This is a genomic window from Streptomyces sp. WAC07094 (assembly GCF_036320405.1).
Taxonomy (GTDB): domain Bacteria; phylum Actinomycetota; class Actinomycetes; order Streptomycetales; family Streptomycetaceae; genus Streptomyces; species Streptomyces lannensis.
Genome location: NZ_JAVMJZ010000001.1, coordinates 5,922,721 through 5,946,964, shown reverse-complemented (window position 1 = coordinate 5,946,964; position 24,244 = coordinate 5,922,721). Strand labels below are relative to the sequence as shown.

Here is a 24,244-nt window from a genome sequence, read left to right as displayed (position 1 = left end):
TCCTCCACGGTAATCGGGCCGTCGACCCCGAGCCTGGCCCCCGTGGCACCCCTGTCGGCAGGGCCCTGGCCGGCGCCCCCGAGGCGGTCGACGGTGGTGACGAGGCCGCCGCGCCCGGCGCGCCCACCGACGACTCACGCAGAACGGCACCCTCATGACCTACGACCACCCCCGCTGGACCACCCCCTTCACCCGTGACACCACGGCCGACGAGGTCCTCGCCGGCGTCGATCTGAGCGGACGGCGCGCGGTCGTCACCGGCGGCGCCTCCGGCATCGGCATCGAGACCGCCCGCTCGCTGGCCCGGGCGGGCGCCGAGGTGACCCTCGCCGTACGGGACACCTCCGCCGGGCGGAAGGTCGCCGACGAGATCGCGGCGGACGGCGGCGGAGCCCGGGTGGACGTCGCCCCGCTGGAGCTGACGGACCGCGCCTCCGTCGCCGCCTTCGCCCGTGCCTGGACCGGTCCGCTGCACATCCTCGTCAACAACGCCGGTGTGATGGCGGTACCCGAGCTGCGCCGCACCCGTGAGGGCTGGGAGCTGCAGTTCGCCACCAACCACCTCGGCCACTTCGAACTGGCCCGGTCCCTGCACCCCGCGCTGGCCGCGCAGGGAGCGCGGATCGTCTCGGTCAGTTCGAACGCCCACCACCGCTCGCCCGTCGTCTTCGACGACATCCACTTCGAGCACCGCGCCTACGACCCCTGGCTGGCCTACGGGCAGTCCAAGACCGCCGGCGTCCTGTTCGCCGTGGAGGCGGGCCGACGCTGGGCGGACGACGGGATCACGGCGAACGCGCTGATGCCGGGCGGCATCCGCACCGCGCTCCAGCGCCACCAGGAGGGCGCCGCGATGTCCCCGGAGGTCAGGGAGATCTTCGACTCCTACCCGTGGCGCACCGCCCGGCAGGGCGCGGCCACCTCCGTCCTGCTCGCGGCGTCTCCCCTGGTCGAGGGGGTCACCGGGCGCTACTTCGAGAACTGCAACGAGGCACTCCCCCTCGACCCGGCGCTCGCCGGCCGCTCCGGCGAGCCCTCGGGGGTGGCGCCGCACGCCCTGGACCCGGACGCCGCGGCGCGTCTGTGGGAGGTCTCCGCACGGACACTCGGCGACTGATCCGCGCGCACCGCGGGCACGGGGGCACCGCCGCCCGTGGGCCCGCGGGGTCGCCCCCGCGGGCCCGGCGGCTTGGGCGGTCGGCACCGTCCGCGGCCGGGACGGTCAGCGCTCCAGGAACACCCGGCCGCCGACCTCCACCCATCCTTCGGGCTGCGGTGCCGTCAGGATCTGGGAGCCCGTTCCCTGACGGATGTTGAGCGCTCGACCGAGACGGTCGGTGAGCAGCAGCGCCGCCGCGCCGGTCGCCTCGTCCTCGTCGATGCCGTCGTCCCGGCCGGGGAAGGCCCGGGCGCGTACTCGGCCCGCGGCCTCGTCCTCCCACGCCCAGGCGTAGATCCACTCCCCCGGCGGCGGCACCGCGAGCGCGTCCACCTCGCTCGCGGTCGCGTGCCGGCGCAGCGTACGCGGCGGCGCCCACTCCGGGCGGGCCTCGATCCAGCTGAACTCGCCGTCCGCGCGGGCGCCCACGACCCCCGCCGGTGTGACGAGTTCGGGCACGTCGAGCAGCCATGCCGTGCCGACGCAGGGGTGCCCGGCGAACGGCAGCCGCAGCGTGGGCGTGTAGATGTCGATGGCACCGCGCTCGGGGTCGTCGACGAACACGGTCTCGCTGAAGCCGATCTTGGCGGCGAGCGCCTGGCGGTCACCCCGGTCGGGAACCGTCGAACCGTCGCGGACGACGGCGAGTTCGTTGCCGTGGCCGCCGTCCGGCCCGCAGAAGACGCGCAGCACGTCGTAGTCAGTCACGCGGGCATTCAAACATCGCGCGGCGGGCGAACGCGTCCCAGGCGGCGGTCCCTCCGGCCAGGGGCCAGGAGCGGGTGCGTCCGCGCCGCGAAAACTGTTTGCCCCGGCCCCGGGCCACCCCCCGTTGGGCCCCTCTTGACCGGTCCTTGGGGTTCGTTTTGAGTCGGCGTAATCAAGCCGTTTCTGTGATCTTTTCGTGAGCGTCGAATTGCCACCCGGGTGGGTGCAGGTGAGGTAAGGCTCAGGTAACTTAGGTCAGCCTCACCACACCGTTTCCGCTTGGAGCCTGTATGCGAGCCGTCCGACTCACCGTCACCGCCGCCGCCACGGTGGCCGCTCTGACCGCCATCACGGCCTGCACGGCGAAAAGCGACGCCAAGGACGGTGACGCGATCCAGGTGACCGCCGCCGACTCCAAGTGCGACACCTCCGCCAAGTCGACTCCGGCGGGCCAGGTCACCCTGCAGATCGAGAACAAGGGCTCCAGGGCCACCGAGGTCGAGATCCTCTTCCCGGACGACCGGATCGTCTCGGAGAAGGAGAACATCGGACCGGGCACCAAGTACACGCTGACGGCCGAGGTCAAGGCCGGCTCGTACGAGATCGCCTGCCGCCCGGGCATGAAGGGTCACGGCGTACGCCAGAAGCTCACGGTCACGGGCGGCTCGGCCGCCGAGCGGAACCCGAAGCTGGACAAGGCCGTCGCCGACTACCGCCAGTACGCCCAGGACCAGGCCGACGAGACGCTGCCGCGTGTCGAGACCTTCGCCAAGGCCGTCAAGGACGGCGACCTCGAGGCCGCCAAGAAGGCCTATGCGACCTCCCGCATCGGATGGGAGCGCACCGAGCCGGTCGCCGAGTCCTTCGGTGACATCGACCCGAAGGTCGACACCCGCGCCGACGGCCTGGAGCAGGGGCAGAAGTGGACCGGCTGGCACCGCCTGGAGAAGGCCCTCTGGGAGGACAAGAAGATCGGCGACGAGGAGAAGACGCTCGCCGACCAGCTGGTCACCGATCTCAAGGACTGGCAGCAGCGGGTGGGCAAGGCCGAGATCACGCCGACCTCCATGGCCAACGGCGCCAAGGAGCTGCTCGACGAGGTCGCCACCGGCAAGGTCACGGGCGAGGAGGACCGCTACTCGCACACCGACCTCGTCGACTTCAAGGCCAACGTCGAGGGCGCGCAGAAGGCCTACGAGCTGCTGAAGCCGGTCGCCTCGACGAACGACGCCGCGCTGACCACCGAGCTCGACAAGCAGTTCGCCGCACTGGACACGCTGCTCGACAAGTACCGCACGGACCCGGCGCAGTACGACTTCGTCTCGTATGACAAGGTCACCAAGGACCAGCGCAAGGAGCTGTCGGACAACGTGAACGCGCTCGCAGAGCCGCTGTCCAAGCTCGCCGCCGCCGTTGTGAAGTAGGGACGACCATGACCGAGACCCAAGGCACCGCGAGTCCCTCGCGCCGTGCGCTGATCGGCTGGGGCGGCGCCGGCCTCGCGCTCGGCGCCGCCGCGGCCGGCGGCGCGGTGGCGATGACCCGTACGGGCAACGACGTGGACCCGGCCGGGTCCGCGACGGGCGTCGCGGTCGACTTCCACGGCGCGCACCAGGCGGGCATCGCGACGCCGGTGCAGGACCGGCTGCACTTCGCCGCGTTCGACGTGAAGACCGACGACCGCGCCGAGTTCGTCCAGATGCTCAAGGACTGGACCGCGGCCGCCCGGCGTATGACCGCCGGCCGGGCGGTCGGCGACGGCGCGTTCGGAGGGCTCGCCGAGGCGCCGCCGGACGACACCGGCGAGGCCGTGGGCCTCAAGCCGTCGAGGCTGACCCTGACGATCGGGTTCGGGCCGTCGTTCTTCGAGAAGTTCGGGCTGGCCGGCAGGCGGCCGGAGGCACTGGTCGACCTGCCCCGGTTCCCCGGCGAGAACATGGACACCTCCCGCACCGGCGGCGACCTGTGCATCCAGGCCTGCTCGGACGACCCCCAGGTGGCCGTGCACGCGATCCGCAACCTGGCCCGCATAGGCTTCGGCAAGGTCGCCGTCCGCTGGTCCCAACTCGGCTTCGGCAAGACCTCCTCGACCACCCCGGACGCCCAGACCCCCCGCAATCTCATGGGGTTCAAGGACGGTACCCGCAACATCGCGGGCACCGAGACCGACCGCCTGAAGAAGTTCGTGTGGGTCGGCGAGGGCGACGGCACCGACTGGATGACCGGCGGCTCCTACCTCGTCGCACGGCGTATCCGGATGAACATCGAGACCTGGGACCGTACCTCCCTGCAGGAGCAGGAGGACGTCTTCGGCCGCGACAAGGGCGAGGGCGCTCCCGTCGGCAAGGCGAAGGAGCACGACGAGCCGTTCCTGAAGGCGATGAAACCCGACGCCCACGTACGGCTCGCGCACCCCGACTCCAACGGCGGGATCACGATCCTGCGCCGGGGCTACTCCTTCACGGACGGCACGGACGGACTCGGCCGGCTGGACGCGGGTCTGTTCTTCCTCGCCTACCAGCGCGACGTGCGCAAGGGCTTCATCCCGCTCCAGCGCAAGCTGTCGGCGTCCGACGCGCTCAACGAGTACATCCAGCACGTGGGTTCGGCGGTCTTCGCGATCCCGCCCGGCGTCCGGGACAAGGACGACTGGTGGGGCCGGACGCTGCTCACCGAGGAGGCGTAGCCAGTGTTCTCCAACTACCTGATCGGCCTGCGCGAGGGGCTTGAGGCCAGCCTCGTCGTCTGCATTCTGATCGCCTATCTGGTCAAGACGGGCCGCAGGGACGCCCTGAGGCCGATCTGGATCGGCATCGCCGTCGCGATCGCCCTCGCCATGGGCTTCGGCTGCGCGCTCGAATTCGGCTCCCAGGAACTGACGTTCCAGGCGCAGGAGGCGCTCGGCGGCTCCCTGTCGATCGTCGCGGTCGGCCTCGTGACCTGGATGGTCTTCTGGATGCGTCGCACCGCCCGGCATCTGAAGGCCGAGCTGCACGGCAGGCTGGACGCGGCCCTGGCACTGGGCACGGGCGCACTGGTCGCCACCGCGTTCCTGGCCGTGGGCCGCGAAGGTCTGGAGACCGCGCTGTTCGTGTGGGCCTCGGTGCACGCGGCGAGCGACGGCACCCCGCGCCCGCTGATCGGCGTGGCGCTGGGCCTGGCCACCGCGGTGCTCCTCGGCTGGCTGTTCTACCGCGGCGCCCTGAAGATCAACCTCGCCAGGTTCTTCACATGGACGGGCGGCATGCTGGTCGTCGTCGCGGCGGGCGTACTCGCCTACGGCTTCCACGACCTGCAGGAGGCCGACTGGATCCCGGGCCTGACGAACCTGGCCTTCGACATCAGCGGCACCATCCCGCCGGACAGCTGGTACGGCACCCTGCTCAAGGGCGTGTTCAACTTCCAGCCCGACCCGACGGTCCTCCAGATCACGGTGTGGGCTCTGTATCTGGTCCCCACCCTCGCCATCTTCCTCGTCCCGGTAGGGTTCGCCTCCGGGAAGGGGAAGGTGAAGGCCACTGATGACCAGGGATCGCGGGGATCACAGCCCTCGAACGCTTCGTAGTCTCAACCGGTTCGCCCTGGCAACCGCGACGGCCGCCACCGTCGCCGTGGCCGCGAGCGGCTGCGTCGTGGTCCACGGCGAGCGGGAGGTCGTTCCGACGGCGACCCGCGCCGAAGCGGCCCGCGCGCTCGCGGACTTCATGACCGCGTACAACAAGGCGGACAAGGCGTACAACCGTTCCCTGGACGCGGACCGGGTCACCGGCCCGCTCGCCGCCATCGACGGCGGCAAGCTGGACGCAGGCCACAAGAACCACCCCGCCGGCAATCCGGCCCATGTCCCGCTGAAGCTGACCGACGCGAAGTTCACCATTCCCGAGAAGGCGGGCTGGCCGCGCTGGTTCGTCGTCGACACCCGGTCCAACAAGGGCAACACCGACGCCCATTGGCTGCTCGTCTTCACCCGCTCCGACGCGAGCAAGGTGTGGGCGGTGTCGTATCTGACGATCCTCGCGGCCGGTGACGTACCGGCGTTCAAGAAGGACGAGGACGGCTGGGCCCAGCCCGTCACCGCCGGCGACGCGGCGCTCGCGGTACGGCCCCGTGAGCTCGGCTCGGCCTACACGGCGTATCTGAAGTCCGGCGGGGACACGTTCGCGCCCGGCGCGCACACCTCCCGGTGGCGCGCCACGCGGCTGAAGAACGCCACCAAGCCGGGGCTCGCCCGTCAATACCTCGACGAACCGCTGACCAACGGCGACTACGCGCCGGTGGGACTGCGTACCACGGACGGCGGCGCACTCGTCTTCTTCGCCACCCGCCACTTCGAGAAGCAGACGGCCGCACCGGGCGTGAACATCACCGTGGCGGACCCGAGCATCAAGGCACTGCTGACGGGTGAGGTCAAGCAGTCGCTGACGCTGGAGTTCGTCTCCAACCAGGCGGTACTGGACCCCACGCAGGGCAAGGTGACGTTCCTGAGCAGGGTGGAGGGGCTGACGGGGGCGAAGGGCGAATAGGGCGCGGCGCCGGGGCTCAGCCCCGGTGCGGCCAGCCGGCGAGCTCGGTCTCGTCCCGGGCGTGCCGTGCGCACGCGTCGGTCAGCACCTCGAGCAGGCTCAGCGGATCCGGCAGCGGGTGCTCCGGGCCCTGTACCCACTCCACCGACTTCTCACCCGGCAGCCGCGCGGGCGGCAGCAGCACGTACGAACCACGGCAGTGCCAGCGAAGGCCCGGGTGCTCGTCCATCGTCTCGGGGTGGCAGTCCAGTTCACACGGCCACCACTCGTCCTCGTCCTCGGGTGTACCGCGCGTCAGCGTGAAGAACAGCATGCGCCCGTCACCGGTCACGGCGACCGGACCCACCTCGACGCCGGCCTCGAGCAGTCGCCCCAGGGCCTCCTCCCCGGCCCCGCGCGGGACGTCCAGCACATCGTGGACCATCCCGGTGGCGGTGATGAAGTTCGCCTGCGGCTGGTGCCGGACCCAGCGCTCGACCTGCGCACGGTCGGTGGTGGACTGCGTCTGCCAGGCGAAGGAGACCGGGTGCCGGGCGGGCGTGGGACAGCCGACGCGGTCGCAGGAGCAGCGGTAGCCGAGGGGATGCGCGGCGGGCGCCATCGGCAGCCCTGCGGCGGCGGCAGCCAGCAGCATCGCCTCACGGCCGCCGTCCCCGGCGTCCTCCTCGAGACGGGCGGGACGTCGTCCGCGCAGCCACTGGGAGATCCTGCCCTGCGCGCCCCTGCGGCGGCCGAACTCTGCGCTCATCTATCCCCTCGCTCGCTGCTGTGGTGCGGACAGCACGCCTTATCGTCCCACCATCCTGCGCCTCGGGTGACCGGAGTCCACATCCGGGGTGGTCGGGGCGATGCCAAACCGCAGCCCTTCATCTGCGACGATGTCGGCATTTCCCCGGACATATCCGAACGAAAAATCGGCCGGTGGAGGCCGGGGCCCACCCGGAGGCGGTGTCAGTGGTCCTCGGGCGGCCAGGCGTCTCCCCAGTCCGTGTCGCGAGCCGCCCGGTACAGCGGACCGTGCCGCTTGGTCACCGTCTCACGGTGCAGGGACTCGTCCGGGCCGCACAGCTCGAGCAGCACCTGCCCCTTGCGGATCTGCGGGCGGCGGACGACCCGGGACGCGGCCGGCGCCACCGGGAAGCGGGCCGCGGCGACATAGCTGAACTTCTCGTCCTCGTAAGCCAGTGAGCCGCCCTTGACCTGCCGGTGCAGCGAGGATCGGCTGACCCGGGCGGAGAAGTGGCACCAGTCCTGGCCGGGGACGATGGGGCAGGCCACACTGTGCGGGCAGGGCGCCGCGACCTGGAGACCGGCGTCGATCAGGCGGTCGCGGGCCTCGATGACGCGGGCGTAGCCGTCCGGGGTGCCGGGCTCCACGATCACGACGGCCTGGGCGGCCGCGGCCGCCGCGTCGACGACATGGGCGCGGTCGGCCGCGGTCAGCTCACCGAGGACGTAGGAGACCGTGACGAGATCGGTGCTCTCGATGGCGAGCGCCGCTCCGATACGGGTGCGGTGCCATGCGGCGGACTTCAGCGCCGGGTTCGCCCCGGCGATCTCGCGGCCCAGCTCGAGTGCCGGCTCGGCCCAGTCGAGCACGGTGACCGGCCGTTCGCCGTCCCAGGTCGCGCTCACGGCCCAGGTCGCCGCGCCGGTCCCGCCGCCGACGTCGACATGGCCCGAGGGCACCCAGCCCGGCGTGGCGTCCGCGAACGCCTCCAACGCCGCGCACACCGCCTCGAACGTCGCGGGCATCCGGTACGCGGCGTACGCGACCACATCCGCACGGTCCCGCAGCACCGGTGCGTCGGTCGGGGTCCGTCCCCGGTAGTTGGCGATCAGCCGGTCCACGGCCTGTGCGGCCTGCCGGGGCGGCAGCCCGTCCAGCAGCGCGGCGAGGGCGGCGCGGAGCGTGTCGGCTGAGGAGACGGGGGCGTTCACCCGCAGATTCTCTCAGGTGCCGCGGACCGCCCGTGCCAGTCGATCCGCCGCCGCGACCCGCACCCGGTTGTCGGGGTTCCGGCGGAGCGGGTGGACCGCGTTCGCCAGGAGGACGAGGAACGTGTCCGTCGAGGGGTCGAGCACCAGGGACGTGCCCGTGAAACCGGTGTGGCCCGCCGCACCCCCGCCGGCCAGCTCCCCCATGAACCAGGGCCGGTCGACCGCGAACCCCAGCCCGGGCGGGGCCAGCATCAGATCGACGAGGTCGGGACCCAGGATGCGCGCCGGGCCGTACGAACCGCCCGCGAGCAGGGTGCGGCAGAAGACGGCCAGGTCGCGCCCCGTGGAGAACAGGCCCGCATGGCCCGCCACCCCGCCGAGCGCCCAGGCGTTCTCGTCGTGGACCACACCGCGCAGCATCCCGCGGTCCACCTTGGCCCAGGGCCGCCGCTGGTCCTCGGTCGCCGCCGCGTCCCGGCTGGGTCCGAACCCGGTCGCCGTCATCCCGAGCGGCCGGGTGATGCGGTCCTCGACGAGCTCGTCGAGCGGGCGCCCGGTGACACGCTCCAGCACGAACTGCAGGAGCAGCATGTTCAGGTCCGAGTAGCAGTGGGTGCCGGGCGCGGTGACCGGTGCCTCCGCCCGCAGCAGCGCGATCCGCGCCGCGTAGGAGGGGTGGTCGTACAGCGGGAGTTCCGGCCGCAGCCCGGAGGTGTGCGTCAGCAGCCGGCGCACGGTGATGCCCCGCGCCGCCACACCGCGGAAGTCCGGCAGATACGCCTCGACCGGAGTGTCGATGTCGACCGTGCCGCGCTCCAGCTGCTGGACCACGGCGACCGTGGTGAACAGCTTGGTGAGCGAGGCCAGGTCGAAGCGTGTGTCCGTGGTCATGGGCACCCGCGCTTCCGGCGGCAGCTCCACCCCCCGGTCCGTCTCCGCGTCGTGGGAGGAGTACCGGACGGCCCAGCCCATCGCCTCCTCGACGGCGATCACCGGGCCGCGCCCGGCGACCACCACGGCGCCGGCCGCCCAGGGGCGCTCCCCCTCGACGGCGTCGCGGACACCGCGCACCATGAGGCGCAGTTCCTCCCTGTCGAGCCCGGCCTTCTCCGGTGTGTCGATGCGCAGTCGCTGCGCGCTCAGCCGTCCCCTCCCGGGCTCTCTGCCGCCCGCCCGCCGTGCACGACCGCTCCCTGGTTCCACGGACGGCACAGTGCCACGAAGCAGACGACGGCCACCAGTGCCGCCGCCAGTTGGACGACGGCCATCGGGACGGCGGTGTGCTCGCCGGCGATCCCGACGAGCGGTGAGGCCACGGCACCGATGAGGAAGGAGGACGCGCCGAGGAGCGCGGACGCCGAACCGGCGTGCTGCCTGGTGCGCATCAGGGCCAGCGCCTGGGTGTTGGGCATCGCGAGGCCCATCGCCGACATCAGGACGAAGAGTGCCGCGGCGACGGGGAGGAGGCCCACCTCGCCGAGGGCACCCGTCGACATCAGCAGCAGCGCGGCCGCGGCGAGCGTGATCACGGCGAGGCCGACCGCCAGCACCTTGTCCAGCCCGACCCGTCCGACCAGGAGTTTTCCGTTGATCTGGCCGACGGCCACCAGGCCCACCGAGTTCAGGCCGAACAGCAGGCCGAAGGTCTGCGGGGAGGCGCCGTAGATCTCCTGGATCACGAACGGGGACGCCGAGATGTATGCGAACAGCGCCGCGAAGGCGAAGCCGCCCGCGACGGTGTACCCGGTGAAGGCGCGGTCGGCGAGCAGCAGCCGCATGGAGCGCAGGGCCGTGCCGACTCCCCCGTCGTGCCGATGGGCGGGAGCCAGCGTCTCCGGCAGTTTCGCCCACACGAGCCCGGTGAGCGCGATCCCGACGACGGTGAGGACGACGAAGACCCCCCGCCAGTCCGTCACCCGCAGGATCTGGCCGCCGATGAGCGGCGCGACGACGGGCGCGACCCCGGAGATCAGCATCAGGGTGGAGAAGAACCGGGCCATGGCGACACCGTCGTACAGGTCGCGAACGACGGCGCGTGCGATCACTATCCCGGCCGCACCCGCCAGCCCCTGCACCAGCCGGAACACCACGAGCGACTCCACCGAGGGCGCGAGCGCGCACAGCGCGGTGGCGACCACGTAGACGACGAGGCCCACGAGCAGCGGGCGGCGGCGTCCCCATCGGTCGCTCATCGGGCCGACCAGCAGCTGGCCGAGCGCCATGCCCGCGAGGCAGCCGGTGAGGGTCAGCTGCACGGTGGCGGCGGGCGCGTGCAGCGACCGGGTGACCTCCGGCAGGGACGGGAGGTACATGTCCATGGCCAGCGGGGGCGTGGCGGTGAGTCCGCCGAGGACGAGGGTGACGAGGAGGCCGGTACGGCGGAGGGCGCCCCCCGGTGCGGGGGCCGCCTCGGTCGCCGATACGGCGTCCTCGGTCACGGGTACGGCGTCCTCGGTCACGGGTGCCGTCGCCACCACCCCGGTCGTGCGGCCCTCCGGCTCCTTGCGGTCGCGCCTGGTGCGCCCACGCTCGGGCATGTGCCCCTCCCCCCTCGTTCGGTCCGCCACATATGCTCTCAGCTCGTACGGGCCGGCCGGCGCGGTGAACCGAGGGGCGGACATGGTGGGGACGGCGGACGGACGGGTGCGGTGGGGGATCCTGGCGACCGGGGGCATCGCCGCGGCGTTCGCGGCCGATCTGGTCGACCTGCCGGACGCGGAGATCGTGGCGGTCGCCTCGCGGACCGAGGAGACGGCCGGGGCGTTCGCGGAGCGGTTCGGGATACCCCGGGCCTACGGGCGATGGGACGCTCTCGCCGAGGACGCGGACGTCGACGTGGTGTACGTCGCCACCCCGCACTCGGCGCACCGGGTGGCGGCCGGGATGTGCCTGGAGGCCGGGCGCAACGTGCTGTGCGAGAAGGCGTTCACGCTCAACACGCGGGAGGCCGAAGAGCTGGTCTCGCTGGCACAGGAGCGCGGCGCCTTCCTGATGGAAGCCATGTGGATGTACTGCAATCCGCTGGTGAGGCGACTGAAGGCGCTCGTCGACGACGGGGCGATCGGTGAGGTGCGCAGCATCCAGGCGGACTTCGGGCTCGCCGGTCCCTTTCCTCCCTCGCACCGGCTGCGGGACCCTGCGCTCGGTGGTGGGGCGCTGCTCGACCTGGGCGTGTACCCGGTGTCGTTCGCGCACCTGCTGCTCGGGGAGCCCTCGGACATCGCCGCACGGGCGGTGCTCTCCGAGGAGGGCGTCGATCTGCAGACCGGGGCGCTGCTCTCGTGGGAGAGCGGTGCCCTCGCCTCGGTGCACTGCTCCCTCCACGGCGGCACCCCCGTCACCGCGGCGGTCACCGGCTCCCTGGGGCGTATCGAGGTTCCCCAGGGCTTCTTCTACCCGGACCGCTTTGTGCTCCATCGCGACGGACAGGACCCCGAGGAGTTCCGCGCCGATCCGGCCGACGGGCCGCGCAACAGCCTCAAGCACGAGGCGGCCGAGGTCATGCGGGCGCTGCGGGCCGGCGAGACCGAGTCCCCGCTGGTGCCGCTGGAGGGAAGCCTCGCCGTGATGCGCACACTCGACGCCATACGGGAGCGGATCGGCGTCCGCTACCCCGGCGAGGACGCGGCACCCCGGCTCGCCTCGGTGTGAGTCACCGTCCGCGGTCTCCGGGCACGCGGACGGTCACACGGACGACAACCGTATGGCGGATGACGGATTCCGTATGGCGGATTCTCCTCGTACGCTGCAACCCCATGGATGCCATGGAATCCGCCCGGCGGGCGAGGATCGCGGTGGTGACCGGGGCCGGCTCGGGGATCGGGCGTGCGGTCGCGGTGGAGTTGGTGCGCGCGGGATGGTCGGTGGTGCTCGCCGGACGGCGCACCGGGACCCTGGAGGAGACCGCCGCGCTCGTGCCCGAAGGGCGCTGCCTCGCCGTCCGCACCGACGTCCGCGAACCCGGTGATGTGGAGGCCCTGTTCACGGCCGTGCGCGACCGGTTCGGGCGGCTCGACCTGCTCTTCAACAACGCGGGCACGTTCGGGCCGGGCGGGGTGCCGGTGGAGGAGCTGCCGTACGAGGCGTGGCGGCATGTGGTGGACACCAACCTCAACGGCGCCTTCCTGTGCGCGCAGGCGGCCTACCGGCAGATGAAGGAGCAGGACCCGCAGGGCGGGCGGATCATCAACAACGGCTCGATCTCGGCGCATACGCCCCGGCCGCGCTCGGTGGCGTACACGGCCACCAAGCATGCGCTGACCGGCCTGACCAAGTCGCTGTCCCTGGACGGGCGTCCGTACCGCATCGCGGTCGGCCAGATCGACATCGGCAACGCGGCGACCGACATGACCGCGGGCATGCGGAACGGGGTGCCCCAGGCGAACGGGGAGCTCGCGGTCGAGCCCGTGATGGACGTGTCCGATGTGGCGCGTACCGTGCGGCACATGGCCGACCTGCCGCTGGAGGCGAACGTGCAGTTCGCGACGGTGCTGGCGACGACCATGCCGTACGTGGGCCGCGGCTGACACGAACCGGTGTGGTCACCCGCTCAACCTGCACAAACGGAATGTGAACCTCAGTGCCGTTTCGCACGTGGGGAGCTTATGCTCATGGTCCCTCCATCAGAGCTTCACACTTGGAGCACTGAGGCTCCGCAGGCCACACCAAGGGGGAGGCGGCAGCCGTTCCGTGGTTCGGCAGGGGGTGGACCTCGCGTGGGACCGCGAGGTACGCGCCGGATCACGGAGCGGCTGCCCACAGATCAACCGCGGTGCCGGCCCTGGTCGTTCGTCGCCCGCCGCCTGCGCAGCGTGTACGCCCCACCGGCCAGCAGCGCCATCGCTCCCCCGGCCCCGCTGACCAGCCCCCACGACGAGCCGCCCCCCGCACCGGCCGCCTTCGCGGGGGACACCGCCGCGGTGGCCGTCGGCGAGGGCGACGCCTTCGCCCCGCCGGCGCTGAGCGGGGTGACCAGCGCGCCCACCGACCCGGCGGCACCGGCGTGCGCGAAGCCCCAGTCGAGCAGGGCGGCGGTCTCCTCGTAGACGCCGTTGCCGCCGGGCTCCGGGTGCATCACGGTCGCGAGGAGCGTGCGGCCGCCGCGGGTGGCGGCGCCGGTGAAGGTGTTGCCCGCGTTGCTGGTGTAGCCGTTCTTCACCCCGATGATGCCCTTGTAGGTGCCGAGTCCCCATGCCCCGGTCAGCAGCCGGTCGGTGTTCTGGATCTGGAAGGTCTTCCTGCCGCCCGCGGGGAAGTCTGCGGTCCTCGTCGCGCAGTAGCCGCGGAACGCGGCGTTCTGCAGACCGTGGTGGGCGAACAGCGTGAGGTCGTAGGCGGAGGAGAGCTGCCCCTTGTGGTCGAACCCGTCGGGGCTGACCACATGGGTGTCCAGGGCCTGGAGATCCTCGGCCCTCGCCTGCATCTCCGCCACGGTCTTCGCGATCCCGCCGTTCATGTGGCTGAGCACGTGGACCGCGTCGTTGCCCGAGCGGAGGAAGACACCGAGCCACAACTGCTCGACGGTGTACGTGATCCCCGGCTTGACGCCGACCAGGCTGGAGCCCGCCGGAACGTCCGCGACATCGGCGTCCGTCACCTTGTACCGCCGCGTCGGCTCGAACTTCGTCAGCACGGTGTCCGCGAAGAGCATCTTCAGCGTGGAGGCGGGCGCGAGCCGGCGGTGCGCGTTGTACGCGGCGAGCACCTCACCGGTGCGGTGGTCGGCGACGATCCAGGAGCGTGCGGTGAGTTTCTTCGGCAGGCCGGCGGGCTGCCGGACCTGGACGCCCGAACGGCCGAGCCGCTCACCGCCGACGGTGGTGAGCGCGGACGCGGGCGCCGCCAGGGCCAACGGCGCGGCGGCGGTCAGCCCGAGAACGGCGCGACGGGACATCCGGGCGGCACGCGGCGAAGGCGGAGAGAAATCACGCATTCGGGGACCGTACAAAGGCATCCCCCGGCAACGGGCGGCGGGGTCACAAAAGCGCGGCAAAGGCCCGGTCATGGCCTGGTCACCGCCGTGGTGAAAGGGGGGCGAAGGGGGCGCTCGCGAGCGGGCTGCTCCAGCCGGCAGCCCACTCAGCAGGGGGTTTCCCTGCACGTGGTACTGCCGGCCCGGACCGCTCCGCCGCACGCAGACGCGCCCCGGACGCAGTCTCCCGGTCCGCGCTTTCCTCTCGCCGGTCCGGTCCGTCCGGTCCGAGCTCGCCGAGCAGGGCGGGGCGCCCCCCGTCCCGCAGCGGGGCGCCCCGCGGTAGGGACCACAGGACCCGGTGCCGTACGGCGGCCGCTTTCCGCGTGTGCCGTACGGCCGGCGGTACCGCGGTCAGGGACGCGGCCTGCGGTCCTGACCCGCGCCCGCGGCGTCCGGGGTGCCGCTCACCGCCCGAGAATCCGGTCGACCTCGGCCAGTTGCCGGGAGGTGAGCGGCCCCTTCGCGATCGCGCCGGCGTTCTCCTCCGCCTGGGCGACCGAGCGGAAGCCCGGGATCGGCACGGTGCGCGGACTGCGGGCCCAGATCCAGGCGAGGGCCCCCTGGGCAGGCGTACGGCCGTCGCTGGTGAGGACGTCCCTGAGCGCCTCCACCTGGCGCAGCCAGTCGGTGTCGGCGCCTCCGCCCCGGGAGAAGCCGGACAGCCACGCGGGCGGGGAGGTGCGGATGTCACCGGACGCGAGCGACTGGCCGCCGGTGTGCCGGCCCGTCAGCAGGCCCATGGCGAGAGGGCTCCGGTTGATGCTCGCGAGGTTCGACTCCTCGCACAGCGCCAGGAGTTCGGGGGCGTCCTGAACGACGTTGAGCCGGTGCTGTACGGCCGCGCAGTGCCGACCCTCGGCGAACACGGCGGCCCGCGCGGGGTCGTCGGTGCTCCAGGCGTAGGCACGAATGAGCCCCTCGCGCACGAACTCCTCGCAGATCTCGCGGAGTTCGGCGGCACGCTCGGGCTCGGCGTCGGACAGGTGCAGTTGGTAGAGGTCGATGTGGTCGGTGTCGAGGCGGCGCAGTGAGGCAGTCAGCGCACGCCGGGCATACGCCGGGGAGTCGTCGCTGCCGAGGAGCAGCCTGCGTTCCTCGTCGATGACGTTGCCCCACTTGGTGGCGAGCACGACGTCCGCCCGCCGCTTGCCCAGGGCGCGCGCCAGCACGCGCTCGCTGTGCCCGGTCCCGTAGGCGTCGGCCGTGTCGAAGAAGGTGACGCCGAGGTCGAGGGCCCGGCGGACGGCCCGTACGGACTCCTCGTCGTCGACCTTGCCCCAGCCGAGCGGCTGTCCGTCCGTGGTGCTCCACTCACCGCCGATGGCCCAGCAGCCGAAGCCGAGGGCACTGACCTCGATCGCGCTGCGTCCCAACGTCCTGGTGTGCTCGATGGTCTCCATGGGCCAAGACGCTAGGAGTTGGAGCGCGCTCCAAGGCAAGAGCCCTGCCGGTGCTCAGGCCTGCCCGGTCTCGAAACGGGAGATCCTGCCGTCGCCGTCCACGGTGAAGCTCCACCGGGTGCGCATCTCGCCCCAGGTGTCGTTGCTGTAGCGGGCGAGGAGCGAGCGCCCGCCGTTGGACTCGTTGTCGACGTCCATGTGCCCGTGGGTAAAGAAGATCTCCTGGTCGATCCAGTCGGCGAGGTCCCGGTCGGAGCCGTCGTCGGACATGGTGGCGTCCGGCGCGAGGAGAGACATGAAGGCCTCGCGGTCATGGGAGTTGAGGGCCGCCACGAAGGCCCGGACCGCGGGGTCGCTGAGTTTGGCTGTCTGAATCGTCATGGCTGCCAGGGTCACATCGGTACCGGGCGCCCGCCACCCGAGTTCCGGACCCCGCCTTCCGTGCCCGGTGCGCGCCACCCGAACGGCTCCGTGGACAGGCCGGTCGCGCGGGACGGATGGGACGGTTGAGGGGCGGAGGGGACCCGTTCCTGCCGACTGCCCGGAGAGTGATCGTGACCTGTATCGACCGACGTGACGTGGGACTGCTGTTGCTCCGGCTGGGGACCGGCGGGGTACTGGCGGCGCACGGGACCCAGAAGCTGTTCGGGTGGTTCGGCGGACCCGGACTGGACGGGGCCGCGCAGTTCATGGACTCCCTGGACTACCGCCCGGGCAAGGCGAGCGCGCTGGCCTCCGGGTTGGCGGAGGCGGGCGGCGGCACACTGCTGGCGCTCGGCCTCGCGACTCCGGCGGCGGGCGCCGCGGTGGCCGCCGGCATGGCCGGGGCGGTGGCCGTCCACGTCCCGAACGGGTTCTTCAGCCAGAACGGGGGCTACGAACACCCGCTGTCCCTCGGCCTCGCGGCGACGGGCCTGTCGGTCGCGGGCCCAGGCCGGCTCTCCCTGGACGCGCTGTGCGGCAACGCCGTGAACCGCGACTGGATGGTCCCGGCGGCGTTCGCGGTGGCGGGAGCCGCCGCGGCGGTGGTGATCGGGGCACGGCAACGGCGACTGCGGCGGAGGTCGGACGGCGACGGCGAGCAGGAGGCGTTGTTCGAGGAGTAGCCGCCGCATGGCAGTCTGCGGGCATGAGTGAACGCGACACCCCGGCGGACCTCTGGGAGCCGGTCGACCGGCTGTACGCATGGCTGGAGGCGAACCGGACGCACGACGGTGCCGACGGTCTGCTGCTGCGCGTGCTGAAACTGTCGGAGGAGGTCGGCGAGGTCGCCCAGGCGGTGATCGGCGCGACCGGCCAGAACCCCCGCAAGGGCACGACGCACAGCTGGGACGACGTCCAGGCCGAGCTGTGCGATGTGGTGATCACGGCTCTGGTGGCCCTGCGCACCCTGACCCCGGACGCGCGCGAGGTGTTCACGGCCCATCTGGAGCGGGTCGCCCGACGCTCGCTCGGCTCCGGCACCTCGTGAGCCGGGCACGGCGCCGCGTACCCGAACTCCCGCGCCGCGGGCGGTGGGGCGGCATGATCTACGGGGGACGGTGGATCCCGGGCCACGGTCCGGACAGGGGGAGGGCATGGCCGACAGCGCGTTCTGGATCGCCTCGCTGACCGCGGGTACGGCCGTGCTGGCGAGCTGGGTGACCAGCCGCGGGACGGCGCGGGCGGCACGCATCCAGGCGGACACGACGACACGGGCGCAACGGGCGGAGCGACTGCGCGACTCCCGCCGCACCGCCTACGCGGACCTCATGGAGCGGGCGCAGCGGATGGGCGACCTGTACTGGAAGGTGTCCGACCTGTGCGCGGACGACGTCATCCGACGCCTCCCGGAACTCGACCGGTTGAGGGACCGCCTGCGGGACGAGTACAGCGGGCTGCGCCACTGCACCTGGATCGTGTCGCTGGAGGGCCCGCCCGAGGTCGCCGAAGCGGCCGACGCACTGCGCCGCACCACCACCCCCGCCTATCGTGCCGTCGAGGCGATACTCGACGGCGACCCCACGGCCCCGGACCGCTTCGACTCGGCCTACGCACCGTTCTGGCAGGCACTGCGGAACTTCGTCGAGCGGGGGCGGCGGGCGCTGGAGGTGATGTGAGGGGGCGGTGCGGGCCGTCGGCGGTGCGGCCGGGACGGGGCCCTCGGGTAATTCTTCCTCCGATTCTTCCTGGACTGCCCGGCGCGGGAGCGGTCTCATGGGTTGTGGCCGGCACGTAGCCCCTCGGCCGGTCGACCACGCTGTTCCTGAAGGACGTCTGTTGCCCATTGCTCTGTCCACCGCTCCGCTGTCCGCTTCCGATCGGTCGGAGCGATGGCATGAAGTGGTGTCGCGTACCTTCGTACCTCTCGATGTCCGGCTCCTCGAGACGGAACCGTCGCCCGGAGTGATTTCCAGCGAACAGCTCGGTCTTGTCCAGGTCTCCCTTGTCCGTGCCGGACCGCAGACAGTGACGCGCAGCAGGCGTTTGATCGCCCGTGATGACCAGGAATTCCTCATCCTCTCGCTTCAGCACAGCGGCACTGCGATAAAAGAGCAAGACGGCCGGGAATCCGTCATCAATCCCGGCGAGTTCTCCATTTCCGATTCCTCTCGTCCGTTCCGGAAGAAGCTCGGGGGAGAATTCAGTTTCACCTCCTTCCACTTCCCTCGTGAAGAGCTCCAGGTGCGGGAGGAGGACCTGCGGGCACTGACCGCGACGACCTTCACCGGCCGGACCGGCAGCGCTGCCGTGGTGGCGGCGTACTTCGCGCGCATGGCGCAGGAGGCCAGGGGCTTCGGCGACGCCGTGGGCCGGCAGTTCGCCACGACCGGTCTTGATCTGCTGGCCCTGCTGATCGACGAGCGGCGCGGCCGCTTCACACCGCAGGCCGCCGAAACGGCTGCGGCAGCCGCGGTGCGAGTGAAGGACCACATCATCCGGAACCTGCCGGACCCGGGTCTGTCACCGGCCACGATCGCCGCGGCGAATTTCATGTCGGTCCGTTACGTGCACAAGCTCTTCCAGCTCGAGGGCGAAACGGTGGGCAGGTGGATCCAGGCACGACGCCTGGAGCGGTGCCGGCGGGATCTTCTGCGGTCGAAAGGCAGGGATCTCGGGGTTGCGGCCGTGGCGCGGCGATGGGGTTTTGTCAGTCCCAGCCATTTCGGCCGGGTCTTCCGGGCGGCATACGGCATGACGCCCCGCGAATGGCAGGCTCATGGTCTGGGCACCGAAGGGGCCACCGGGACGAAGGGTTGAAAGGAAGGGCAGTGGCGCTTCATTCCCCGTCGGCCGGTGAAGTGCGGGACACCCTTCAGCCGAACCGGGTCGGGGGATTCGGCCGCCCTGCGACAACGCCGGTGAGACTCGTGCGGGCCTCCTCCAGGACGGCCGCAGGGATGCGGTCCTGGAGGGCCAGCACCGCTCGGTACTCGGCAGCCGCCTCGGAGTCCTTGCCGAGGTGGGCGAGCGCATGCGCCAGCATCAGGTGGACCCTGCCGGCCTGCTCGTACAGACCTCGGGCCTCGAACTGCCCGCGGATGGAACGCAGAGCCTCCACCGCCGCATCCCAGCGTCCCCGGTTGAAATGGATGAATGCCACGCTGTGGGTGGCGACCAGCGTGGTCACGTCCCGCACGCTCGGCGAGATCCGGTCGCGGTTGCCGGGGGAGGCGAGAGCGTCCATGACCTCCTGGTAGGTCTTCAGGGCTTCCCTCGTCCGGCCCGCCTTCTCCAGCACTCTGATGGTCACGTTGGCCGCGGTGAGGTATCCGTTGATGTCATCGGCCCGGTCGAACAGTTCCATGGCCAGGGACACATGGTCGGCGGCGGACGCGAGATCGTCGACGGCGCTCCGCAGCCAGCTGAGATAGACATGGGCCCATGCCTCCTGGACCACATCCGCAGCGGCCGTGGCCAGGCCGAGCGCGCGGGTGGCCGCGTCGACGGCCGCGGCGTGGTTGTGGTCGCACGCCCAGTGGGCCCATGCCAGGTAGTTGCGGTGGGTCGCTTCGAGCGCGAGGTCGGCCAGGGCCGCCGCGGCCTCGGCGGAACGCCGGTAGATCTCCGTCCAGTTGCCCCAGGACACCCAGTTGTCGGAGAACCAGTGCATCGCTTCCGCGACCTCGGTGACCCTGGCGTGCTCGCCGTTCTCGGCGGCTTCCCGGAAGGCGGACAGCCAGTTGTCCTTCTCCGCCTTGATCCACCGCAGCGCCTGATCACGGTCGTCCAGGGCGACCAGTCGGCCGGGGTCCGGGGGAGGTGTGCCGAAGCCCGGCTCGTACCAGCGTCCCGCGACGACGGCGGTGTCCAGCAGCCACGAGCGCAGGCGGGATTGGGTAGCCGCCGATGTCGTGCCGTCCTCGGCCCGGTGCCGGGCCGCGGCATACAGGCGCAGCAGGTCGTGGAAGCGGTAGCGGTCACCGGGGGAGGTCATGAGAAGACCTGCCTCCAGCAACTCCTCCAGCTGGTCTTCGGCGTCGGGCAGGGGCACGCCCGCGACAACGGCCGCCAGCGGCACACCGAAATCCCGGCCCGGTACCAGGGACAGCAGCCGGAACATCCGGGCGGCGAGAGGATCGAGTCGCGAATAGGACAGCGAGAAGGCGGCATTGACACGCAGGTCGCCCGCGCTGAGCGCATCCAGCCTGCGGTCCTCGTCGGCCAGCCGGTCGGCCAGACGCTGCAGGCTCCAGTTGGTGCGGGTCGCGACCCAGTTGGCGGCCACCCGGAGGGCCAGGGGAAGATGCCCGCACAGCTCGGTCACCGAGCGTGCCGCTTCCGGTTCCGCGTCCACGCGGGCGGCGCCCACCACGGCGCGAAGCAGCGAGACGGACTCCTTGTCGTCCAGTGCCCCGAGCTCCGCGCGCTGCACTCCCTCCAAGCCGGCGAGAGTGCGGCGGCTGGTCACCACGACGAGGAGACGTCCCTCGCGGGGCAGAAGGGGTCGGATCTGCGCCTCGCTGCCGGCATTGTCCAGGACCAGGACCGCGCGCAGCCGGGATGTGATCGTCTGGTAGCGCGCGAGGCACTCCTCGGCGCTGTGGGGCGCCAGGTCGGCGTCGTCGACCCCCCAGGCGTCCAGCAGCCGCACCACGGCCTGTTCGGCGGACAGCGGCTGGTCGTCCAGCCCCTGCATGTCCAGCAGGAACGCGCCGTCGGGGAACACGCTCGCGGACTCCTCGGCCAGCCGGATCGCCAGGGTGGTCTTGCCGCTGCCGGGCGCACCGCAGACCACCACCACCGGCGGTGCGAGGGGATGCGTCGCCCGCTCCGCCGCTCCCCCGTTCGCGGCGGCCAGCGCCACCACGGTACGCAGATGTGCCAGTTCCCGATGTCGGCCGACGAAGTCCCGGGCCCCTCGCGGCAGCGCGTAGGGCGACACGGCGGCCGGGACGGCGGGACTCGGACCCGGGCGGGCGGCGCGGGCAGCCGCCAGCAGTTCGGCATGACCGGCGTCGTCCAATTGCAGCCCCTGGCCGAGAGCGGTGACCGTGCCGCGATGTGGACGAAGGCTCCGCCCGCGCTCCATGTCGCCGATGGCTCGGCCGGAGATGCCGGACGATTCCGCGAGTTCCTCGATCGTCAGGCGTCTGCTGTGCCGTAGCTCCCGCAGCAGGCGCCCGAACTGCGTTCCGCCTCCATCAGTGCCACCGCCCGTCGTACTCACGCCACCAAGGTACTGCCGTCCAGCAGCGCTCCTGCCTGCTGAGACGTGTGCCACACGCTGCCGGCCCACGCCGCCGCCCGGCCGGGCGGCGGCGTGGGCCGTGCCCGCCGGATCAGCTTCGGACAGCCTGGACGGCCTCGCGGATCAGGTCCGCGACCCGCTCGGGGTGGGCGAGCATGACCAGATGGGAGGAGTCCACCTCGACGGTGGTCATCCCGGCGCGCCGGTAGCCGAAGCGCTCGACGTCGGGGTTGATGGTGCGGTCGGAGGAGGACACCAGGCCCCAGGACGGCTTGGTCTTCCAGGCCGCCGCGGGAGCCGCCTCGGCGAAAGCCTGCGCGGCCAGTGGACGCTGGGACACCGCCAGGACCGCGGCGACGTCCTTGTCGACATCGGCGGCGAAGATCGCGGGAAACTTCTCGACGTCGACCGACACGTCCGTGCCGGGTTCGGCGGCGCCCTCGATCGGGAAAGGTGTGTAGACCAGCGCGGCAGCAAGGTCGGAGTCGGGGAAGCCACCCTGCAGCTCGCCCAGGCTCTCGCCCTCCTCCAGTGCGTAGCCGGCCAGGTACACCAGGGCCGCTACGTTCTCCTCGGCACCGGCGACCGTGATGACGGCCCCGCCGTAGGAGTGGCCGACCAGTACGACCGGGCCCGGGATCTGCCGGACCACGGAAGCGACATAAGCGGCGTCACCGATCAGGCTGCGGTTGGGAACCGCCGGGGCCACCACCTTCAGGCCGTCGGCGAGGAGTTCGGGGATCACGCGCGAAAAGCTGGAAGCATCGGCGAAGGCGCCATGGACGAGGACCACGGTCGGAGACGTGGATGCGGTCATCAGGGATCATCCTTGCTTGATATACGGAGAGTTTCAGGGGCTGCACCGCGGCCGCCGCGCGTCAGGAGACGCGGGCAGGGCGGGCGAGCGTCCGGCGTTCTGGGCCCCCAGTGCCGCTGCACCGCGACACGGGGCCGGCCGCGGAGACGAGGACGGGGCGCGGACCTGCCGGCGACAGGTCCGCGCCCCGAAGAGGATCAGGCGGGGTGGAGGGCGGTCCGCAAAGTGTCGATGGCCAGGGTGATGGCCGCCTGGGCGGCGTAGGTCTCGCGCAGAGCGTTCAGCATGACGAAGTCGTGGATGATGCCCTGGTAGCGCACCGCGGTCACCGGAACACCGGCGGCGCGCAGCTTGTTGGCATAGGCCTCCCCCTCGTCACGCAGCACGTCGGCCTCACCGGTGATGACCAGGGCGGCCGGAAGACCACTCAACTGCTCGATGGTGGCGCGCAGCGGGGACGCGGTGATCTCGGCGCGCCGGCCCTCGTCGGTGGTGTACTGGTCCCAGAACCACTGCATGCCGTCACGGCGCAGGAAGTAGCCCTCCGCGAACTGGTGGTAGGAGCCCGTGTCGAAGCTCGCGTCGGTGACCGGGTAGAACAGCACCTGCTGCACGAGCCGGACATCACCCCGCTCCTTGGCCATCAGCGTCAGCACCGCAGCCATGTTGCCGCCGACCGAGTCACCGGCCACCGCGATCCGGGCAGTGTCCAGGCCCTTGCTCGCGCCATCGGCGACGACCCAGCGGGCGACCGTGTAGTTCTGCTCGATCGCGACCGGGTAGCGGGCCTCGGGCGACAGGTCGTACTCGGGGAAGACCACCGCGGCGTTCGCCCCCACGGCCAGTTCGCGCACCAGGCGGTCGTGCGTGTGCGCGTTGCCGAACACCCACCCCGCGCCATGTATGTAGATGATCACCGGCAAGGTACCGGTGGCCCCGGCCGGCCTGACGATCCGCGCCCGGACGCTACCGGTCGGGCCGCCGCTGACGGTGACCCACTCCTCGTCGATCTCCGGCTTGGCGATCTCACCGGACTGCACCTCGTCGACAGCCTTGCGGCCCTCGGCGGGACTCAGGTCGAACAAGAACGGGGGCTTCGCCGTCGCCTGCGCGAACGCGGCTGCGGCAGGCTCCAGGACGGGCTCGACGGGGGCAATCGACTCCTGCATCTTCTTCTCCTCGTACGGGATGCGTTTGCGACCACGCTAAGCACCGGGCAACCCCCTCTCGCGTCTGAGAGTGCACCCTTTCTGCCCCCACAGTGCACTGCCGATGAACCCGGACAAACCTCGAAAACCGGCTCGAGGACGGTGTGCTTTCCCGCTGCTGATCAAACATCCGCCGCCGCTCCGGAAGGTCGCCCGAGCAACCTCCGGAGAAGTGACGGCCCTTCACAAGGGCACGTTCGGGTGGGGCCGGCGGCGGTACGGGGAGGAACGGTTCCTGCCGCCATCGTGTTCGTGGCGACGTCCGGACGCATATGAGGCGGCTGCCCCGGTCGGGATGCGTACAGCGATCCCGCAGCTCAGGAAGCGGCAGACGAGTCGGGCTGTACGCCGGGTTCTGTTCCCCGGGGTCCTCGCGGGCCCCGGGGCGACGGCCATCCATCTAGGGCCGGCGTTGCCGCCGGCCTCGTGCGGTCCACCCGCGGACTCGGGCGGGCAGCCCTCGAACGTCCGCGCAGGGCGCGCCTTTCACAGCGGCCCCTTTTGACCTTGCTCCGGGTGGGGTTTACCGAGCTGCCCAGGTCACCCTGGGCACTGGTGGTCTCTTACACCACCGTTTCACCCTTACCGGGGGCCGTACGCATACGGTCCCCGGCGGTCTGCTTTCTGTGGCACTGTCCCGCGGGTCACCCCGGGTGGCCGTTAGCCACCACCCTGCCCTGTGGAGCCCGGACGTTCCTCGGGGAGATCCACCAGGACCTCCACGCGGCCGCCCGCCCGGCTCGTCTGCCGTAGGGACCATGGTACCGGGCGTCCGCCGCGCCTCCGCCCGCCGACCGGGGACGCCGTCGCAAGCACCGAGCCGGCCAGGATCAGGGTGAAGGC

At 71.6% G+C, this 24,244-nt stretch carries 22 protein-coding genes and 1 other RNA gene; 11 read left to right on the top strand and 12 right to left on the bottom strand.

Annotated elements, in window-relative coordinates; all coding sequences use genetic code 11:
• Positions 1-154 precede the first annotated feature (154 nt).
• Complete coding sequence (locus RCR19_RS26300) at positions 155-1,117, top strand: SDR family NAD(P)-dependent oxidoreductase (RefSeq protein WP_331267365.1); 963 nt, start codon at positions 155-157, stop codon at positions 1,115-1,117.
• Between the two features lie 105 nt (positions 1,118-1,222).
• Here the strand turns inward: RCR19_RS26300 and RCR19_RS26295 are convergent, their stop codons facing one another.
• On the bottom strand, positions 1,223-1,867 hold the full coding sequence (locus tag RCR19_RS26295; RefSeq protein WP_059125964.1) for a PhzF family phenazine biosynthesis protein: 645 nt from the start codon (positions 1,865-1,867) through the stop codon (positions 1,223-1,225).
• A gap of 290 nt (positions 1,868-2,157) precedes the next feature.
• Here RCR19_RS26295 and efeO point away from each other — a divergent pair, with 290 nt between their 5' ends.
• From efeO to RCR19_RS26275, 4 genes are read left to right on the top strand one after another with little or no spacing between them, the layout of a single operon-like run.
• Positions 2,158-3,291 carry an iron uptake system protein EfeO gene (gene efeO / locus RCR19_RS26290; protein ID WP_331267364.1) on the top strand — a complete coding sequence of 378 codons (1,134 nt, stop codon included), beginning with the start codon at positions 2,158-2,160 and terminating at the stop codon, positions 3,289-3,291.
• Between the two features lie 8 nt (positions 3,292-3,299).
• Positions 3,300-4,553: an iron uptake transporter deferrochelatase/peroxidase subunit gene (efeB, locus tag RCR19_RS26285; protein ID WP_331267363.1), complete on the top strand. Its 1,254-nt coding sequence runs from the start codon at positions 3,300-3,302 to the stop codon at positions 4,551-4,553.
• 3 nt (positions 4,554-4,556) lie between these two features.
• Positions 4,557-5,432 (top strand): iron uptake transporter permease EfeU, encoded by an 876-nt coding sequence (efeU, locus tag RCR19_RS26280; protein WP_331267362.1) that lies wholly within the window; start codon positions 4,557-4,559, stop codon positions 5,430-5,432.
• Entirely contained in the window at positions 5,389-6,390 is a 1,002-nt protein-coding gene (locus tag RCR19_RS26275; RefSeq protein WP_331267361.1) for a hypothetical protein, read from the top strand. Before efeU ends, RCR19_RS26275 begins: the two co-directional genes overlap by 44 nt.
• Positions 6,391-6,406: 16 nt before the next feature.
• Here the strand turns inward: RCR19_RS26275 and RCR19_RS26270 are convergent, their stop codons facing one another.
• The 4 genes from RCR19_RS26270 to RCR19_RS26255 form a co-directional block, all read right to left on the bottom strand.
• On the bottom strand, positions 6,407-7,138 hold the full coding sequence (locus RCR19_RS26270) for a bifunctional DNA primase/polymerase (protein ID WP_331267360.1): 732 nt from the start codon (positions 7,136-7,138) through the stop codon (positions 6,407-6,409).
• A 203-nt stretch (positions 7,139-7,341) separates the two neighbouring features.
• Entirely contained in the window at positions 7,342-8,331 is a 990-nt protein-coding gene (locus RCR19_RS26265; RefSeq protein WP_331267359.1) for a small ribosomal subunit Rsm22 family protein, read from the bottom strand.
• A gap of 12 nt (positions 8,332-8,343) precedes the next feature.
• Positions 8,344-9,534, bottom strand: a complete 1,191-nt coding sequence (locus tag RCR19_RS26260) for a serine hydrolase domain-containing protein (protein ID WP_331267358.1) — start codon at positions 9,532-9,534, stop codon at positions 8,344-8,346.
• On the bottom strand, positions 9,471-10,868 hold the full coding sequence (locus RCR19_RS26255) for a multidrug effflux MFS transporter (protein ID WP_331267357.1): 1,398 nt from the start codon (positions 10,866-10,868) through the stop codon (positions 9,471-9,473). The genes RCR19_RS26260 and RCR19_RS26255 overlap by 64 nt, the downstream gene beginning before the upstream one ends.
• An 82-nt stretch (positions 10,869-10,950) precedes the next feature.
• Between RCR19_RS26255 and RCR19_RS26250 the strand changes: the two genes are divergently transcribed.
• Positions 10,951-11,982 (top strand): Gfo/Idh/MocA family oxidoreductase, encoded by a 1,032-nt coding sequence (locus RCR19_RS26250; protein WP_331267356.1) that lies wholly within the window; start codon positions 10,951-10,953, stop codon positions 11,980-11,982.
• A gap of 104 nt (positions 11,983-12,086) precedes the next feature.
• Entirely contained in the window at positions 12,087-12,857 is a 771-nt protein-coding gene (locus tag RCR19_RS26245) for an SDR family oxidoreductase (protein WP_331269562.1), read from the top strand.
• A 236-nt stretch (positions 12,858-13,093) separates the two neighbouring features.
• Here RCR19_RS26245 and RCR19_RS26240 read toward each other — a convergent pair whose 3' ends face one another.
• From RCR19_RS26240 to RCR19_RS26230, 3 genes are all read right to left on the bottom strand, one after another.
• The gene (locus tag RCR19_RS26240; RefSeq protein WP_331267355.1) at positions 13,094-14,263 is read right to left on the bottom strand and encodes a D-alanyl-D-alanine carboxypeptidase; all 1,170 of its coding nucleotides are present in this window, start codon (positions 14,261-14,263) and stop codon (positions 13,094-13,096) included.
• Positions 14,264-14,709: 446 nt separating this feature from the next.
• Positions 14,710-15,705 carry an aldo/keto reductase gene (locus RCR19_RS26235; protein ID WP_331267354.1) on the bottom strand — a complete coding sequence of 332 codons (996 nt, stop codon included), beginning with the start codon at positions 15,703-15,705 and terminating at the stop codon, positions 14,710-14,712.
• 54 nt (positions 15,706-15,759) lie between these two features.
• Positions 15,760-16,086 carry a nuclear transport factor 2 family protein gene (locus tag RCR19_RS26230; RefSeq protein ID WP_331267353.1) on the bottom strand — a complete coding sequence of 109 codons (327 nt, stop codon included), beginning with the start codon at positions 16,084-16,086 and terminating at the stop codon, positions 15,760-15,762.
• Positions 16,087-16,259: 173 nt separating this feature from the next.
• Here RCR19_RS26230 and RCR19_RS26225 point away from each other — a divergent pair, with 173 nt between their 5' ends.
• The 4 genes from RCR19_RS26225 to RCR19_RS26210 all read left to right on the top strand — a co-directional run bounded on the left by RCR19_RS26225 (position 16,260) and on the right by RCR19_RS26210 (position 18,945).
• A complete protein-coding gene (locus RCR19_RS26225) occupies positions 16,260-16,811 on the top strand; it encodes a DoxX family membrane protein (RefSeq protein WP_331267352.1) in 552 nt (183 codons plus the stop codon).
• A 23-nt stretch (positions 16,812-16,834) separates the two neighbouring features.
• The gene (locus RCR19_RS26220; protein WP_331267351.1) at positions 16,835-17,176 is read left to right on the top strand and encodes a MazG-like family protein; all 342 of its coding nucleotides are present in this window, start codon (positions 16,835-16,837) and stop codon (positions 17,174-17,176) included.
• Positions 17,177-17,282: 106 nt separating this feature from the next.
• Entirely contained in the window at positions 17,283-17,804 is a 522-nt protein-coding gene (locus tag RCR19_RS26215; protein WP_331267350.1) for a hypothetical protein, read from the top strand.
• A gap of 160 nt (positions 17,805-17,964) precedes the next feature.
• A complete protein-coding gene (locus RCR19_RS26210; RefSeq protein ID WP_331267349.1) occupies positions 17,965-18,945 on the top strand; it encodes a helix-turn-helix domain-containing protein in 981 nt (326 codons plus the stop codon).
• A gap of 55 nt (positions 18,946-19,000) precedes the next feature.
• On the opposite strand, the gene RCR19_RS26205 is transcribed toward RCR19_RS26210, so the two are convergent.
• The 4 genes from RCR19_RS26205 to rnpB all read right to left on the bottom strand — a co-directional run bounded on the left by RCR19_RS26205 (position 19,001) and on the right by rnpB (position 24,144).
• A complete protein-coding gene (locus RCR19_RS26205; RefSeq protein WP_331267348.1) occupies positions 19,001-21,355 on the bottom strand; it encodes a helix-turn-helix domain-containing protein in 2,355 nt (784 codons plus the stop codon).
• 112 nt (positions 21,356-21,467) lie between these two features.
• Positions 21,468-22,193, bottom strand: a complete 726-nt coding sequence (locus tag RCR19_RS26200) for an alpha/beta hydrolase (RefSeq protein WP_331267347.1) — start codon at positions 22,191-22,193, stop codon at positions 21,468-21,470.
• Positions 22,194-22,390: 197 nt separating this feature from the next.
• Positions 22,391-23,362: an alpha/beta hydrolase gene (locus RCR19_RS26195; protein ID WP_331267346.1), complete on the bottom strand. Its 972-nt coding sequence runs from the start codon at positions 23,360-23,362 to the stop codon at positions 22,391-22,393.
• A 367-nt stretch (positions 23,363-23,729) separates the two neighbouring features.
• An RNA gene (gene rnpB / locus RCR19_RS26190) (RNase P RNA component class A) lies at positions 23,730-24,144 on the bottom strand.
• Positions 24,145-24,244: the final 100 nt, after the last annotated feature.